We start from the raw sequence: 16,029 nt of genomic DNA, 5'->3' as shown, positions 1-16,029 counted from the left end.
GAACGCGCCGATGACCCGTGGTGGACGGACCAAGGATAACGAGACGCCCGAGCGGCGCTGCATCGTCACTGGCGAGGTGCAGCCCAAGGCGGGTCTTGTCCGGTTCGTCCTCGGTCCCGACGGGATGATCTATCCCGACCTGGCGGAAAAGCTGCCGGGCCGGGGGATCTGGGTCACGGCGGATCGCGCCGCGATCGAGAAGGCCGCCGCCAAGGGGCTGTTCTCGCGCGCGGCCAAGGCGCCCGCACAGGTGCCCGAGGGGCTGGCCGACATGGTCGAGGCCGGCCTTGCGAAACGCGTGATCGAGCTGATCGCGCTGTTGCGCAAATCGGGGCGTGCGGTCGTCGGATTTGAAAAAGTGAAGGGCTGGCTCTCCGAAGGCAGGGCCAAAGTTCTTCTGCAGGCCTCGGACGGTTCCGACCGGGGCAAGGGCAAGCTCTGGACACCCCAGGGGGCGCGCTGGTTTGGCTGCCTGACGTCCTCGGAATTGGGTTTGGCTTTCGGGCGTGATCGTGCGATACACGGCGCGCTTGCGGCTGACGGACTCACCGAGCGCGTCAAAATGGAAGCGGCAAAGCTTGCGTCTATGCGCAAGCCAGAGGGCGGAGTGACCGCCATGAAGGATACGAAGACGGCATGAGCGACAAGGACGGCAAAAAACCCCTCGGTCTCGGCGGTTCGCGCCCCGGTCAGGTGAAGCAAAGCTTCTCGCACGGGCGCACCAAGAACGTGGTGGTGGAAACCAAGCGCAAGAAAGTGGTCGTCCCGAAACCGGGGGCGGCCGGAGCCGGGGCGTCGAAGCCCGCCGGTTCGCCCAATCTTGGCGACCCGTCGAAGCGCCCTGCCGGTATCTCGGATGCTGAGATGGAGCGTCGCCTGCGGGCTCTGCAGGCCGCGAAGGCCCGCGAGGTCGAAGAGGCTGCTGCCCGCGAGGCCGAGGAAAAGGCCCGCGAGGAAGAGCGCGAGCGTCGTCGTGCCGAAGCCGAAGCCAAGGAGCGCGAGGATCGCGAACGCGAGGAAGCGCTGAAGGCCAAGCAGGAAGAAGAAGAGCGTAAGGCCCGCGAAGAAGCTCTGCGCGCCCAGAAGAAAGAAGAGATCCGCAAGGCACCGGCCGCCAAGGCCGAAGAGCCGCAGGATCAGGCCGCCGCGCAGGCCGCTGCCGCCCGCGCCGAGGCCAAGGGCGTCGTCGCTACGGGTCCGCGCAAGACCGACCGCGAGCGCAACAACGAGCGTGCCGACCGCGATCAACGCGGCAAGACCCGCGACGATGCGGGCCGCCGTGCGGGCAAGCTCTCGCTCTCGGATGCGCTTGCCGGTGGTGAAGGCGGGCGTCAGCGCTCGCTGGCCGCGATGAAGCGCAAGCAGGAAAAAGCGCGCCAGAAGGCTATGGGCTTTGGCCAGAAGGCCGAGAAGCAAAGCCGCGATGTGCAGCTGCCTGAAACCATCGTGGTGTCCGAACTGGCCAACCGTATGGCGGAACGTGGCGCCGATGTGGTCAAGGCGCTGATGAAAATGGGCATGATGGTCACCTCGAACCAGACCATCGACGCCGATACCGCCGAGCTTGTGATCGAGGAATTCGGCCACAAGGCGGTGCGCGTGTCCGATGCCGACGTCGAACAGGTCATCGATCAGGTCGAGGACAAGGCCGAAGATCTGGTTTCGCGTCCGCCGATCATCACGATCATGGGCCACGTCGACCACGGCAAGACCTCGCTGCTGGACGCGATCCGCGAAGCCAACGTGGTTTCGGGCGAAGCCGGCGGCATCACCCAGCATATCGGCGCCTATCAGGTCACGACCGAATCGGGTGCGGTGCTGAGCTTCCTCGACACGCCCGGCCACGCGGCGTTTACCTCGATGCGTGCCCGCGGTGCGCAGGTGACCGATATCGTGGTTCTGGTGGTGGCGGCCGATGACTCGGTCATGCCGCAGACGATCGAGGCGATCAACCACGCGAAAGCGGCCGGCGTGCCGATGATCGTGGCGATCAACAAATGCGACAAGCCCGACGCGAACCCGCAAAAGGTCCGTACCGAGCTGCTGCAACACGAAGTCGTCGTCGAAGAGATGGGCGGCGAAGTGCAGACCGTCGAAGTGTCGGCCAAGACCCGCAAGGGCCTCGACAACTTGCTTGAGGCGATTGCCCTGCAGGCCGAGATCCTCGAACTCAAGGCCAACCCGAACCGTGCCGCGCAAGGTGCGGTGATCGAGGCCAAGCTCGACGTGGGCCGTGGCCCGGTTGCGACGGTCCTCGTGCAGAACGGCACGCTGAAGCGCGGCGACATCTTTGTCGTCGGCGAACAGTGGGGCAAGGTCCGCGCGCTGATCAACGACAAGGGCGACCGCGTCGACGAAGCTGGCCCCTCGGTTCCGGTCGAGGTTCTGGGCCTGAACGGCACGCCCGAAGCGGGCGACGTGCTGAACGTGGTCGAGACCGAAGCGCAGGCGCGCGAGATCGCGGATTACCGCGAGCAGGCCGCCAAGGACAAACGCGCCGCCGCCGGTGCCGCGACCACGCTGGAGCAGCTCATGGCCAAGGCCAAGGCCGACGAAAGCGTGTCGGAACTGCCGGTTCTGGTCAAAGCCGACGTGCAGGGTTCGGCCGAAGCCATCGTTCAGGCGCTGGAAAAGGTCGGCAACGAAGAGGTGCGCGTGCGCGTGCTGCATTCGGGCGTGGGTGCGATCACCGAATCCGACATCGGCCTCGCCGAAGCTTCGGGTGCGCCGGTCATCGGCTTCAACGTCCGGGCCAACGCTCCGGCGCGCGCCGCGGCGAACCAGAAGGGTGTCGAGATTCGCTATTACTCGATCATCTACGATCTGGTCGACGACATCAAAGCCGCCGCTTCGGGCCTGCTCAAGGCCGAGATCCGCGAGAACTTCATCGGGTATGCCTCGATCAAGGAAGTGTTCAAGGTGACCGGCGTCGGCAAGGTTGCCGGCTGTCTGGTGACCGAAGGCGTGGCGCGCCGCTCGGCGGGCGTGCGCCTGCTGCGCGACAACGTGGTGATCCACGAAGGCACGCTCAAGACGCTCAAGCGCTTCAAGGACGAGGTCAAGGAAGTGCAGTCCGGCCAGGAATGCGGCATGGCGTTTGAGAATTACGACGATATCCGCCCCGGCGATGTCATCGAGATTTTCGAGCGCGAAGAAGTGCAGCGCAGCCTGTAACCTACAAGACAGACAAAAGAAAAACGGGGGCCTGCGCCCCCGTTTTTTATTGCGCGTGGCTCAGAGCCAGTCGCGCAGGATCGGGATCAGCGGCTCGTCCGCAGGCGGCATCGGATAGTCCCGCAGGTCGCGCGCACGCACCCAGGCCAGTTTCTGCCCTTCTTGCGGCTGCACGATGCCCTCCCAGCGGCGGCAGGCGAACACCGGCATCAGCAGGTGGAAATCCTCGTAGCTGTGCGAGGCGAAGGTCAGCGGCGCGAGGCAGCTGTGCCAGGTGTCGATGCCCAGCTCTTCCTTGAGTTCGCGGATCAGCGCATGCTCGGGCGTCTCGCCCGGCTCGACCTTGCCTCCCGGAAACTCCCACAGCCCCGCCAGCGATTTGCCCTCGGGGCGCTGTGCCAAGAGGATCCGGCCGTCATTGTCGATCAGCGCCACCGCCGAGACAAGGATCACACGGCCCGGGCTGGCGGGCGCCGGGGCGCCCTCGGGCCCGCAGCCGCCGCTCACGAGCGGTAATCCGCGTTGATGTCGATGTAGCGATGGGTCAGGTCGCAGGTCCAGACGGATTTCGCCGCCCGGCCCAGCCCCAGATCGACGCCGATCACCAGCTCTTGCTGCTTCATGTAGGCCGAGGCGGCCTCTTCCGAGTAATCGGGCACACGCCAACCTTTTTCCGCCAGCACCATGTCCCCGAAAGAGATCGTCAGCGTGTCGCGATCGGCCTTGGCGCCGGATTTACCGACGGCAGCCACGACGCGGCCCCAATTCGCATCCTCGCCCGCGATCGCGGTCTTGACCAGCGGCGAATTGGCCACCGACATCGCGACCTTATGCGCATCGGCGGCATTCGCGGCCCCGGTCACGCGGACCTCGACGAATTTTGTCGCGCCCTCGCCGTCTTTCACCACCTGATGCGCCAGATCCATCATCACGGCACGCAGGGCGGCCTCGAAATCGCGGGCGGCGCGGGTGCGCATGTCGGTGATCGGTGCGGCCTCGGTCTTGCCGGTCGCGGCCACGATCAGCGCATCCGAGGTCGAGGTGTCGCTATCGACGGTGATCGCGTTGAACGTGTCGTCGACATTGCGCGACAGGATCTTTTGCAGGTCGCGCTGGCTGATCTTGGCGTCGGTGAAGATGTAGACCAGCATCGTCGCCATGTTCGGCGCGATCATCCCCGAGCCCTTGGCGATGCCCGCGATGCGGATCGTGCCGCCATCGCCCGCGACCTCGGCCGAGGCACCTTTCGGGAAGGTGTCGGTCGTCATGATCGCGCGCGCGGCGAGTTCAAGCCCGCCCCCGGTCAGCGCGTCGCGCAGTTCGGGCACCTTGGCGATGATGCGATCATGCGGCAGCGGCTCGCCGATCACGCCGGTCGAGCTCGAAAAGACCCGTGCGGCCGGAACGCCGAGCGCCTCGGCGACGGCGCCCGTCACCGCCTCGACCGAGGTCTGACCCGCCGCGCCGGTGAAGGCGTTCGCATTGCCCGAGTTCACCACGATCGCCGCGCCGTCGGACGAATTGGCGGCGCCGCGCAGTTTCAGCTTGGCTTGGCAGTCGAGGATGCAGGCGGCGCGCGTGGACGAGGTGGTGAACACCCCCGCGATGGCAGCGCCCTCGCAGATCTTGGCTAGCATCACATCGGTGCGGCCCTGATATTTCACGCCCGCGGCGGCGGCGGCAAACTCGACCCCTGCGATTTCGGGCAGGGCCGGGAAGGATTTGGGGGCAAGCGGCGACACCAGGCTGGGCTTCTTCACCTTTTTCTTGCCGGCGTCTTTCTTGGCAAGCTGTTCCTTGAGCTTCTTGACCCGCGCCTTGAGCTTCTGGATCTGCTCTTTCGCGTCCTTGTCTTTCTTCGCCATCGTCTGGTCCCTCTCTGCCTGCGGGCTTACTGACCCAGGATCGTGCTGTCTTTGAGAACGGCGGGGTCGATTCCCTCGACCATACGCTCGATCTTGGCGTTTTCCAGCACCTCGGACATCCGTTTTTCAACAGCTTGCTGGCGCAGGTCGCCTTCGAGGCGGTCGCGCGCCTCCTCGATCGTGGGGGCCTCGGCGATGCGGGTTTCCACCAGCTTGATCAGGTGCCAGCCAAAGCGCGTCTGCACCGGGCCCGCGATTTCGCCCTCTTTCATCTTGGCGACGGCTTCGGCGAAGGGCTCGACCATATCGGTCAGCGCGAACCAGCCGAGATCACCACCCTGCGAGGCGGCGCCGTCGGAGGAGTTTTCCTTGGCCAGCTCAGCGAAATCGGCGCCCTCATCGAGCTTGCTGCGCAGCATCGCGGCCTGTTCGGGGCTGTCCACGAGGATATGCGCGGCATGGTATTCGCGGGGCTCGGTCTGGCCGAATTTCTCGTCATAGGCCTTGAGCACCGCTTCTTCGCTGACAGCGTGATCGGCGGTATAGGCCAGCAGCGAATTCGCCAGATAGGCGCGGCGCTGCACCTCAAGGGCGATTTCATCGCGCTTGGTCATCCGGCCTTCGCCGATCTGCGACAGCGCGGTTTGCTGAATCAGCTGTTCGAGCAGGCCGTTGAACATCACATCATCGGGCAGGGCGGCATATTCGGGCGGCAGATTGTCGCGCACGGTGATCATCTGGCCCAGAGTGATGTCGATGCCGTTCACGCTGGCCAGGACACTGTCGGCGGTCAAAGCCGGGCGGTCCTCGGCCCAGGCGGCCATGCCAAAGGCGAGGCAGGCCGCGCTGGCCGCCAGAATCGACTTGAGATTAAGCATCCGTGATCACTCCGCATAGGCCGCGGCGCCCCGCGGCGTTGACACTCAGACGGTGGCCCCTTACATCGCTTGGGGGTCGCTGCGTCCTTTATTTCGTTAGCCGTTCTAGGCATCTGCGAGAGGCGCGACAAGGCCGCTAACACAGAATTGCTCAGACAGCGCGGAGAGAACATGCTTGGCCTTGGAACGATTGCACGGAAGGTCTTTGGCACGCCCAATGACCGCAAGGTGAAAGCGGCGCGCCCGATCGTTGCCAAAATCAACGCGCTCGAACCCGAATTCGCCGCGCTGACCGACGCGCAGATCAAGGAAAAGACCGAAGAATTCAAGGCGCGCGTGGCCGAGGGCGAAAGCCTCGACGCGCTGCTGCCCGAGGCCTTCGCCAACTGCCGCGAGGCCGCCAAGCGTGCCCTTGGCCTGCGTGCCTTCGATACGCAGCTGATGGGCGGGATCTTCCTGCATCAAGGCAACATCGCCGAGATGAAAACCGGCGAGGGCAAGACCCTCGTCGCGACCTTCCCGGTCTATCTGAACGCGCTGACCGGCAAGGGCGTGCATGTGGTCACGGTGAACGACTACCTCGCCCGGCGCGACGCCGAGTGGATGGGCAAGGTTTACGCCGCGCTCGGGATGACCACGGGCATCGTGGTGCCCTTCCAGGCCGATGATGACAAGCGCGAGGCCTATGCCGCCGACGTGACCTATGCCACCAACAACGAGCTGGGCTTTGACTATCTGCGCGACAACATGCGCGGTTCGGTCGCCGAGATGATGCAGCGCGGTCATTACTTCGCGATCGTTGACGAGGTGGACAGTATCCTGATCGACGAGGCGCGCACGCCCCTGATTATCTCGGGCCCGTCGCAGGACCGCTCGGAGCTCTATATCACGCTCGACAAATACATCCCGCTGCTCTCGCCTGAGCATTACAAGGTCGATGAAAAGACCCGTGGGGCCTCCTTCACGGAAGAGGGTAACGACTTCCTCGAACAGCGCCTGCAAGCCGATGGCATCCTGCCCGAGGGCCAGTCGCTCTACGATCCGGAATCGACCACGATCGTGCACCACGTCAACCAGGCGCTGCGCGCCCACAAGGTGTTCTTCAAGGACCAGAACTATGTGGTCGCCGGCGATGAGATCGTGCTGATCGACGAACACACGGGCCGCGCCATGAAGGGCCGCCGCCTGTCCGAGGGCCTGCATCAGGCGATCGAGGCCAAGGAAGGCGTGCCGGTGCAGCCCGAGAACGTGACCCTCGCTTCGGTCACCTTCCAGAACTACTTCCGTCTTTATGAAAAGCTCGCCGGCATGACCGGCACCGCCGCCACCGAGGCCGAGGAATTCGCCGAGATCTACAAGCTCGGCGTGGTCGAAGTGCCGACCAACCGCCCGGTGCAGCGGGTCGACGAACACGACCGTGTCTATCGCACCCAGCGCGAGAAATACACCGCCGTGATCGAGGCGCTGAAGAAGGCGCATGAAAAGGGCCAGCCGGTGCTGCTGGGCACGACCTCGATCGAGAAATCCGAGATGATCTCGGAGATGCTCAAGAAAGAGGGCATCACGCATAACGTGCTCAACGCGCGCCAGCACGAGAAAGAGGCGCAGATCGTCGCCGACGCGGGCCGTCTGGGCGCGGTGACCATCGCCACCAACATGGCCGGTCGCGGGACCGACATTCAGCTCGGCGGCAACGTTGAGATGAAGGTGCTTGAGGAACTGGCCGCCAACCCCGAGGCCAACCCCGACGAGGTGCGCGCGCGCATCGAGGCTGCGCATGCCGAAGAAAAGGCCAAGGTGCTTGAGGCGGGCGGTCTGTTCGTTCTGGCGACCGAGCGCCACGAAAGCCGCCGCATCGACAACCAGCTGCGCGGTCGTTCGGGCCGTCAGGGCGACCCGGGCCGCTCGCTGTTCTTCCTCTCGCTCGAAGACGACCTGATGCGCATCTTCGGCTCGGACAAGCTCGATGCGGTGCTCTCCAAGCTCGGCATGGGCGAGGGCGAGGCGATCGTGCACCCTTGGGTCAACAAGTCGCTCGAACGCGCGCAGGCGAAGGTCGAGGGCCGCAACTTCGACATTCGCAAACAGCTGCTGAAATTCGACGACGTGATGAACGACCAGCGTAAGGCCATCTTTGGCCAGCGCCGCGACATCATGGAGTCGACCGAGATCTCGGAAATCGTGCGCGACATGCGCGGTCAGGTGATCGAGGACATCATCGACGAATTCATGCCGCCCAAGACCTACGCCGATCAGTGGGATATCGAGGGCATGAACGAGGCGGTGCTTGATCGCCTCAACATGCAGCTGCCGCTGGCCGAATGGGCCGCGGAAGAGGGCGTGGACCAGGACGTGATCGCCGAGCGCATGGAAGAGGCGATGGATGCCTACATGCTCGAAAAGCGCACGGGCTTCGGCGACGAGAATATGGACATGATCGAAAAGCAGCTCCTGCTGCAGACGATCGACACCAAGTGGCGCGAGCATCTGGTGACGCTGGAACAGCTGCGCTCGGTGATTGGCTTCCGTGTCCACGCGCAGCGCGATCCGCTGGCCGAATACAAGACCGAGAGCTTCCAGCTCTTCGAGTTGATGCTCGACAGCCTGCGTTCGGAAGTGACGCAGCGCCTCGCGCGGATCCGTCCGATGACCGAAGAAGAGCGCGCCGCCGTTCTTGCCGAGCAGCGCGTCGCGATTTCGCAGCAGGCTGCCGCACAGGCTGCGGCCGCCGCCGCTCAGGCCTCGGCCGCCGCGGCCGCACCCGCCGAAGGCTTCGACGAGAACGATCCCTCCACTTGGGGTAACCCGGGCCGGAATGATCCCTGCCCCTGCGGCTCGGGCGAGAAGTTCAAGCACTGCCACGGCAAGCTCTGAACATCGCGATCAGAAAACGGAACGGGGTGGCCATGCCGCCCCGTTTTGCTTTCGCTCACAAGTGACCGGCCGCGCGAAAACTCACTTCGCGCCCGCGCCCGATGATCAGGTGATCGTGCAGCGTGATCCCCAGAACTGCCGCCGCCGCCTCGACCGCCCGCGTCATCGCGATATCCGCCTCGGAGGGCGTCGGGTCGCCCGAAGGGTGGTTGTGAACGAGGATCAGCGCGGTTGCGTTTAGCTCCAACGCGCGCTTGACCACCTCACGCGGATAGACCGGCACGTGATCGACCGTGCCGCGCGCCTGTTCTTCGTCGGCAATCAGCACGTTCTGTCGATCCAGGAACAGCACGCGAAACTGCTCGGTCTCGCGATGCGCCATCGTCGCGTGGCAATACTCGACCAGCGCCTGCCAGGACGACAGAACCGGCCGGTTGATCACTTTGGAACGCGCCAGCCGCTGCCCTGCCGCCTCGACGATCTTGAGTTCCTGCACCACCGCCGGACCGACGCCCGTCACCTGCATCAACCGCGCGGTTGGCGCCGACAGCACCCGGCCAAAATCCCCGAACGTGTCGATCAGCCGCCGCGCGAGCGGCTTCACGTCCTGCCTCGGCAAGGCGCGAAACAGAACCAGCTCCAGCAGCTCGTAATCGGGCAAGGCCTGCGCCCCGCCCTCCATGAACCGCGCGCGCAGCCGGGCGCGATGATCGGCAATATACGAGGGCAGCTTGGCCCCCGCCCCGACCCGCCTCGCGGCCTCGCGCGCCTCGTCGGGGTCACCAAAAAGCGGCAGCGTCGGATCGGAGGCGAGGCGATGGGTCATGAAAAAACCCTGCCGGAGCAGGGTGAAAAAAGGGTTAACTTCTTCTTGGCCCAAATACGCAAAAAGGGCGCCCGAAGGCGCCCTCTCAGGTCGTCATTCCATCCCAGAACTTCTTGACCTTCTTGAAGAAGCTCGCGCCTTCGGGGTTGTTTTCCGCCTCGATCTTCTCGAACTCGCGCAGCAGCTCTTTTTGCTTCGCCGTCAGGTTGACCGGCGTTTCCACGGCCAGTTCGATGATCATGTCGCCCGTGCCGCCACCGCGCAGCGCCGGCATACCCTTGCCGCGCAGACGCATCTGGCGACCCGATTGCGCCCCCGCCGGGATTTTGACGCGTGAGCGACCACCGTCGATCGTCGGCACCTCGACCTCGCCACCCAGGGCGGCGGTGGCCATGGCAACCGGCACCCGGCAATGCAGCATCATGCCGTCGCGCTGGAAGATCGCGTGCTCCTTGACCTCGATGAAGATATAGAGGTCGCCCGAAGGCCCGCCGCGCAGTCCGGCCTCGCCCTCGCCTGCATGGCGGATGCGCGTGCCGGTCTCGACCCCGGGCGGGATCTTGATCTGCAGCTGGCGTTCCTGCTCTATCCGGCCCGCGCCATGACAGGCTTTGCAGGCGTTCTTGACGACCTGACCGGCGCCGCCGCAGGTCGGACAGGTGCGCTCGACGGTGAAGAAGCCGTTCTGCGCACGCACCTTGCCCATGCCCGAACAGGTCGGGCAGGTCTGCGGCTCGGCCCCGCCTTCGGCGCCGGTGCCATTGCAGGCGGTGCAGGCGCTCGAGCCCGGCACGGTGATCGACTTCTGCGTGCCCTTGAACGCCTCTTCGAGCGTGATGCGCATGTTGTAGCGCAGGTCTGCGCCGCGTTGAGCGCGCGAGCGGGGGCCACCGCCGCGACCGCCCATGAAATCGCCAAAGAGGTCTTCGAAGACATCCGAGAAGGCCGAGGCAAAATCGCCCTGGCCGGGCCCGCCGCCGTAACCGCCGTAGCCGCCACGCGGGCCGCCGCCCATGCCGCCATCGAAGGCCGCATGACCAAAGCGGTCGTAAGCGGCCTTTTTCTCGGCATCCTTCAGCACGTCATAGGCCTCGTTCACTTCCTTGAACTGGGCCTCGGCGTCCGGGTTGTCCTTGTTGCGGTCGGGGTGAAGCTCTTTCGCCTTGGTGCGATAGGCTTTCTTCAGCTCTTCGGCCGTGGCGCCTTTGGAAGCGCCCAGAACCTCGTAGTAATCCCGTTTCGACATTGTTCAGCACCCCCAATGAGGGGAACGCGGGAACGGGCCCCACCGGGGCCCGCTCCTCAGTTCCGGCGCTTACTTGCGCTTGTCTTCGCCCATGTCCTCGAAATCGGCGTCGACGATATCGTCATCCACGCCGCGGGGGCCATCTTCGTCCACATCGGCTTCGCCGGCCGCGGCCTGCTGCGCCTTGTAGATCGCCTCACCCAGCTTCATCGCGGCATCGGTCAGGTTGCTGATCGCGCCTTTGATCTTGCCGGGATCTTCGGACTTGAGCGCCTCTTCGAGGGCATTCGTGGCCAGTTCGATCACTTCGACGGTCGAGGCATCGACCTTGTCGCCATGCTCTTCGAGCGACTTGCGGGTCGAGTGCAGCAGGCTTTCGCCCTGGTTCTTGGTTTCGACCAGTTCCTTGCGGACCTTGTCGGCCTCGGCATTGGCCTCGGCATCCTTGACCATCTTCTCGATCTCGTCATCCGACAGACCGCCGGACGCCTGGATCGTGATCTGCTGTTCCTTGCCGGTGGCCTTGTCTTTGGCCGAAACCGAGACGATGCCGTTCGCGTCGATATCGAAGGTCACTTCGATCTGCGGCAGGCCGCGCGGTGCCGGCGGGATGCCTTCGAGGTTGAACATGCCCAGGAGCTTGTTGTCGGCGGCCATCTCACGCTCGCCCTGGAAGACGCGGATCGTCACAGCCGACTGGTTGTCTTCGGCGGTCGAGAAGATCTGCGACTTCTTGGTCGGGATCGTGGTGTTGCGGTCGATCAGGCGGGTGAACACGCCACCCAGCGTCTCGATGCCGAGCGACAGCGGCGTCACGTCAAGCAGCACGACGTCTTTCACGTCGCCCTGCAGCACGCCGGCCTGAATGGCCGCACCCAGCGCCACGACCTCATCGGGGTTCACGCCCTTGTGGGGTTCCTTGCCGAAGAAGGCGGTGACCTCTTCGATGACTTTCGGCATGCGGGTCATACCTCCGACCAGCACGACCTCGTCGATGTCGCCTTTCGACAGGCCCGCATCCTTGAGCGCTGCCGCGCAGGGTTTGAGCGACGCCTTGATCAGGTCGCCGACAAGGCTTTCCAGCTTGGCACGGGTCAGCTTGACGACCATGTGCAGCGGCGTGCCGTCCTTGCCCATCGAGATGAAGGGCTGGTTGATTTCGGTCTGCGACGAGCTCGACAGCTCGATCTTGGCCTTTTCTGCGGCTTCCTTCAGACGCTGCAGCGCCATCTTGTCCTTGGTCAGGTCGACGCCATGCTCCTTTTTGAACTCCTCGGCGAGGTAGTTCACGATGCGCATGTCGAAGTCTTCGCCGCCGAGGAAGGTGTCACCGTTGGTCGATTTCACTTCGAACAGGCCATCGTCGATTTCGAGGATGGTGATGTCGAACGTACCGCCGCCAAGGTCATAGACCGCGATGGTTTTCGTTTCTTTCTTGTCGAGACCATAGGCCAGCGCGGCGGCCGTCGGCTCGTTGATGATGCGCAGAACCTCAAGGCCCGCGATCTTGCCCGCGTCTTTGGTGGCCTGACGCTGGGCGTCGTTGAAATACGCCGGGACGGTAATGACGGCCTGCGTCACTTCTTCGCCCAGATACGATTCAGCGGTTTCCTTCATCTTCTGAAGGATCACGGCCGAAACCTGCGCGGGCGAGTATTTCTCGCCCTTCACCTCGACCCAGGCATCGCCATTGCCGCCATCGACGATCGAGTAGGGAACAAGTTTCTTGTCCTTCTCGACTTCGGCGTCGGTGGTGCGGCGCCCGATCAGGCGCTTGACGGCGAAAACGGTGTTGGTGGGGTTGGTGACGGCCTGACGCTTGGCGGGCTGGCCGACAAGACGCTCGTTATCCGTGAAGGCGACGATCGAGGGAGTCGTGCGTGCGCCCTCCGAGTTCTCGATCACGCGCGGTTGCGACCCATCCATGATGGCGACGCAGGAGTTGGTGGTCCCGAGGTCGATCCCGATGACTTTGCCCATGTGTATACCTCTTCTTTCGGCGATATGGCGGAGCTCAGGTCCTGTAAGGCCCCCGGCCCCTATCCCGTGGTTTCGGTTTTGTCTGCCCCTGCGGAACCTGTCCGACAAAGGCTTCCCGGCGTATATAGGGAGGGTAAAATGCCCCTGCAAGAACCCGATCAGGCGGAAGATTGCTTCAAAATGGATGAATTGCCTCCGATCACGCCGAAACGCCCCGATCCGGTGGAAATCCGCGGGTTTCGCCACTATCCCGGCTGGCTTTCGCCCAAGGAACAGGCGGCGATGCTGGAGGATCTGCGCGCGCTGGTCGCCCGCGCGCCGCTGTTCTCGCCGATGACGCCTTATGGCAAGCCGATGCGGGTGCGGATGACCTCGGCGGGGCGGTTCGGCTGGTATTCCGACCGGCGCGGCTACCGCTACATCGAGCATCACCCGTCGGGCAGCGACTGGCCGCCGATCCCTGCCTCGGTGCTTGCGATCTGGCGCGCGGTCTCGGGCAGCGCGCGCGACCCGGACTGCTGTCTCGTCAATTTCTACGCCGAGGACGCCAAGATGGGCCTGCATCAGGATCGCGACGAGGCCGATTTCACCCAGCCTGTCGTCTCGATCAGCCTTGGCGATGACGGGCTCTTTCGCATCGGTAACGAAACCCGCGGTGGCAAGACGCAAAGCCTCTGGCTGCGCTCGGGCGATGTGCTGGTGATGGGCGGGTCGGCGCGGCTCTTGTATCACGGCATCGACCGGATCGCGCCGGGCACCTCGCCGCTGATGCCGAAGGGTGGGCGCATCAACCTGACGCTGCGCGTGGTGACCTGAGCGGTGATTCGCGTATTTGGACCAAGAAGAAACGGCAGCCCCTTCTTCTTGGCGCAAATACGCAAAATCCGACGGGTTACATCGAGCCGCGCGGCATCGCGGTCGTGCCGCGGTTGTAAGCGGTCCAATCCTCGATCTCGGGATAGAAGCGGCGCCGCCAGGCGCGGACGCGCGGGTTCATCCGGCGCCGCCAGAGCGGGGGCACCATCGCCAGCGCGGTCATCGCCGGATAGCCGAAGGGCAGCTGCGGTGCCTCTTCGGCGGAATAGGTCTGCAAGAGCGGAAAGCGGCGGTCGGGCTTGTAATGGTGGTCGGAATGGCGCTGCAGGTTGATCAGGAGCCAGTTCGAGGCGGCATGATCGGCGTTCCAGGAATGGCGCGGCATGACATGCTCATAGCGCCCCTCGCCTTTGTGGCGGCGCGTCAGCCCGTAATGCTCGACGTAATTGGTCAACTCCAGCTGCCAGACGGCAAAAATGGCTTGCAGCACGAACAGCCCCAGACCCATCCAGCCGCCCACCAAGAAAGCGGCACCAAGCGCCAGCGCCTGCAGCCCGGCATAGCGCCAGAACGGGTTCGAGAGGTGCCAGACCGGCCGCCCGGCCCGCGCAAGCTTGAGCCGCTCTGCCCGCCAGGCCGAGCGCGGACAATCGCGCAAAACCCGCCAGAAGAACCGGTGAAACCCTTCGTTGTAGCGCGCGGTGACCGTGTCGCGCGGCGTGCCGACCCAGAGGTGATGCACCAGCAGATGCTCGGTGCGGAAATGCGAATAGAGCACGCTGGCCAGCAACAGGTCGGCGAGCCAATGCTCAAACCGGGTTTTCTGATGCATCAACTCATGCGCATAGACGATGCCGATCGTCCCTGAGATCACCCCAACCCCGAACATCAGCCCAGTAAGCTCGGCGGTGTTCAGCTGGGTGCTGCGGGTCGCATAGCCGATCACGCCGTAGATCACCACGACTTGGATCGGTAGCCAGATCAGCGTGATCAGCCGATACCAGAACAGATCACTCTCGGGGGTCTCGGTGTCGGGCTGGTCGGTGTTGCGCCCGATCACCTGGTCGAGCAGCGTCACGATCCACCACGCGTAGCTGGGCAGCAGCAGCAGCGTCCAGCCGCCGAATCGCGCCTCGATCACCGCCAGCGGAATCGTCCCCAGCGACAGCCAGAACGGCAGTGCATGGCTGGGGCGGCGGATTTCGGCGCGGCTCGACATCAGGGCTCCGGTTGCGGTCGGCGCATCTTAGCGAGCGCGGGGCGCGAGGCAATCATCGGCACTGCGTCAAAGCGCGCTTTGGGCGGCGTCCCAGACCTTGCGCATCAGCGTCGGCAGGTCGCCGGGGCGAAACGCGTCGCGTGCCACCATGCCCGGACGCGCCGCGCGCGTGACCATCACCTGCAGTTCAAGGTGGCAATGGGTGAAGGTGTGGCGCACCTGCCCGCCCGGCTGCCACTCGGCCCGGAAGGGCGGCGCGGGCTCGGGCGCCTCGGCCCAGTCCGAGCCGGGAAAGCCGAGCGTGCCGCCCAAAAGCCCCTTGTCGGGCCGTCGCTCCAGCAAGACACCGCCGGCCGGCCCTACCGCGACATAGGCAAAGCCGCGCCGCGTGGGTTTTTCGGGCTTGGGGGCCTTGCGCGGCAGCACCGTCTGCAGCCCCGCCGCATAGCCCCGGCAATCGCGCCTGAGCGGGCAGAGCCCGCAGAGCGGATTGCGCGGCGTGCATATCGTGGCGCCCAGATCCATCATCGCCTGCGCGTGATCTCCGGGCCGGGCCTGCGGAGTGATCGTTCCGGCAAGGCGGGTCAGTTCCGGCTTGGCGCCGGGCAGCGGGGCCTCAATAGCAAAAAGCCGCGAAACCACGCGCTCGACATTGCCGTCGACCACTACTGCGGGCTCGTCGAAGGCGATCGCGGCGATGGCGGCGGCGGTATAGGGGCCGACGCCGGGCAGGGCGCGCAAGGCGTCAGCAGTCTCGGGGAATCGCCCGCCATGATCGTTAGCCACGGCGCGGGCACATTTCAGCAGGTTTCGGGCGCGGGCGTAATAGCCAAGCCCTGCCCATTCAGCCATGACATCGGCATCCTCGGCGGCGGCCAGCGCCGCGACATCGGGCCAGCGCTCGGTGAAGCGGCGGAAATAATCGCGCACGGCGGCAACGGTCGTCTGTTGCAGCATCACCTCGGACAGCCAGACGCGATACGGATCGGGGCGCTCACCGGCGGCGCGCTCAGCCGGGCCGACGCGCCAGGGCATGACCCGTGCCTCGCGGTCATACCACTCCAGCAGATCCGCGCTGATCTGGCTCTCGGCTCCGTCACGCAAGTTTTATGCCCTCCACCGGCCATTCCTCTGGTCAAGCCATTCCAGCC

The 16,029-nt window shown here is 64.8% G+C and carries 12 protein-coding genes; 4 read left to right on the top strand and 8 right to left on the bottom strand.

From position 1 onward, the window contains the following. Nucleotides 1–10 precede the first annotated feature (10 nt). Together CLN94_RS09445 and infB are read left to right on the top strand one after the other, a co-directional pair. Entirely contained in the window at nt 11–640 is a 630-nt protein-coding gene (locus CLN94_RS09445; RefSeq protein WP_096433543.1) for an RNA-binding protein, read from the top strand. After that, entirely contained in the window at nt 637–3,174 is a 2,538-nt protein-coding gene (gene infB / locus CLN94_RS09440) for a translation initiation factor IF-2 (protein WP_096433541.1), read from the top strand. The genes CLN94_RS09445 and infB overlap by 4 nt, the downstream gene beginning before the upstream one ends. A 60-nt stretch (nt 3,175–3,234) precedes the next feature. Here infB and mutT read toward each other — a convergent pair whose 3' ends face one another. The 3 genes from mutT to CLN94_RS09425 are packed head-to-tail and all read right to left on the bottom strand — an operon-like array spanning nt 3,235 to nt 5,917. Then, the gene (mutT, locus tag CLN94_RS09435; RefSeq protein WP_096433539.1) at nt 3,235–3,681 is read right to left on the bottom strand and encodes an 8-oxo-dGTP diphosphatase MutT; all 447 of its coding nucleotides are present in this window, start codon (nt 3,679–3,681) and stop codon (nt 3,235–3,237) included. After that, nucleotides 3,678–5,039 carry a bifunctional glutamate N-acetyltransferase/amino-acid acetyltransferase ArgJ gene (argJ, locus tag CLN94_RS09430; protein WP_096433537.1) on the bottom strand — a complete coding sequence of 454 codons (1,362 nt, stop codon included), beginning with the start codon at nt 5,037–5,039 and terminating at the stop codon, nt 3,678–3,680. Before argJ ends, mutT begins: the two co-directional genes overlap by 4 nt. 26 nt (nt 5,040–5,065) lie before the next feature. Next, nucleotides 5,066–5,917 (bottom strand): peptidylprolyl isomerase, encoded by an 852-nt coding sequence (locus CLN94_RS09425; protein WP_096433535.1) that lies wholly within the window; start codon nt 5,915–5,917, stop codon nt 5,066–5,068. A gap of 171 nt (nt 5,918–6,088) precedes the next feature. On the opposite strand from CLN94_RS09425, the gene secA reads away from it, so the two are divergent. Continuing rightward, a complete protein-coding gene (gene secA, locus CLN94_RS09420) occupies nt 6,089–8,791 on the top strand; it encodes a preprotein translocase subunit SecA (RefSeq protein ID WP_096433533.1) in 2,703 nt (900 codons plus the stop codon). Nucleotides 8,792–8,846: 55 nt separating this feature from the next. Here secA and radC read toward each other — a convergent pair whose 3' ends face one another. From radC to dnaK, 3 genes are all read right to left on the bottom strand, one after another. After that, complete coding sequence (radC, locus tag CLN94_RS09415; RefSeq protein ID WP_096433531.1) at nt 8,847–9,617, bottom strand: RadC family protein; 771 nt, start codon at nt 9,615–9,617, stop codon at nt 8,847–8,849. An 85-nt stretch (nt 9,618–9,702) separates the two neighbouring features. Next, entirely contained in the window at nt 9,703–10,863 is a 1,161-nt protein-coding gene (dnaJ, locus tag CLN94_RS09410; RefSeq protein WP_096433529.1) for a molecular chaperone DnaJ, read from the bottom strand. 69 nt (nt 10,864–10,932) lie between these two features. Then, on the bottom strand, nt 10,933–12,843 hold the full coding sequence (dnaK, locus tag CLN94_RS09405; RefSeq protein WP_096433527.1) for a molecular chaperone DnaK: 1,911 nt from the start codon (nt 12,841–12,843) through the stop codon (nt 10,933–10,935). A 180-nt stretch (nt 12,844–13,023) separates the two neighbouring features. Here dnaK and CLN94_RS09400 point away from each other — a divergent pair, with 180 nt between their 5' ends. After that, a complete protein-coding gene (locus CLN94_RS09400) occupies nt 13,024–13,659 on the top strand; it encodes an alpha-ketoglutarate-dependent dioxygenase AlkB family protein (RefSeq protein WP_143598902.1) in 636 nt (211 codons plus the stop codon). A gap of 76 nt (nt 13,660–13,735) precedes the next feature. Here CLN94_RS09400 and CLN94_RS09395 read toward each other — a convergent pair whose 3' ends face one another. Then, the gene (locus tag CLN94_RS09395) at nt 13,736–14,878 is read right to left on the bottom strand and encodes an alkane 1-monooxygenase (protein WP_096433523.1); all 1,143 of its coding nucleotides are present in this window, start codon (nt 14,876–14,878) and stop codon (nt 13,736–13,738) included. A gap of 66 nt (nt 14,879–14,944) precedes the next feature. After that, complete coding sequence (gene mutY, locus CLN94_RS09390; protein WP_096433521.1) at nt 14,945–15,982, bottom strand: A/G-specific adenine glycosylase; 1,038 nt, start codon at nt 15,980–15,982, stop codon at nt 14,945–14,947. Nucleotides 15,983–16,029 lie beyond the last annotated feature (47 nt).

The sequence above is a fragment of the Pseudothioclava arenosa genome (assembly GCF_002358085.1).
GTDB lineage: Bacteria > Pseudomonadota > Alphaproteobacteria > Rhodobacterales > Rhodobacteraceae > Pseudothioclava > Pseudothioclava arenosa.
The sequence above is the reverse complement of the archived record's forward strand: the minus strand, read 5'-3'. Positions and strand labels throughout refer to the sequence as shown.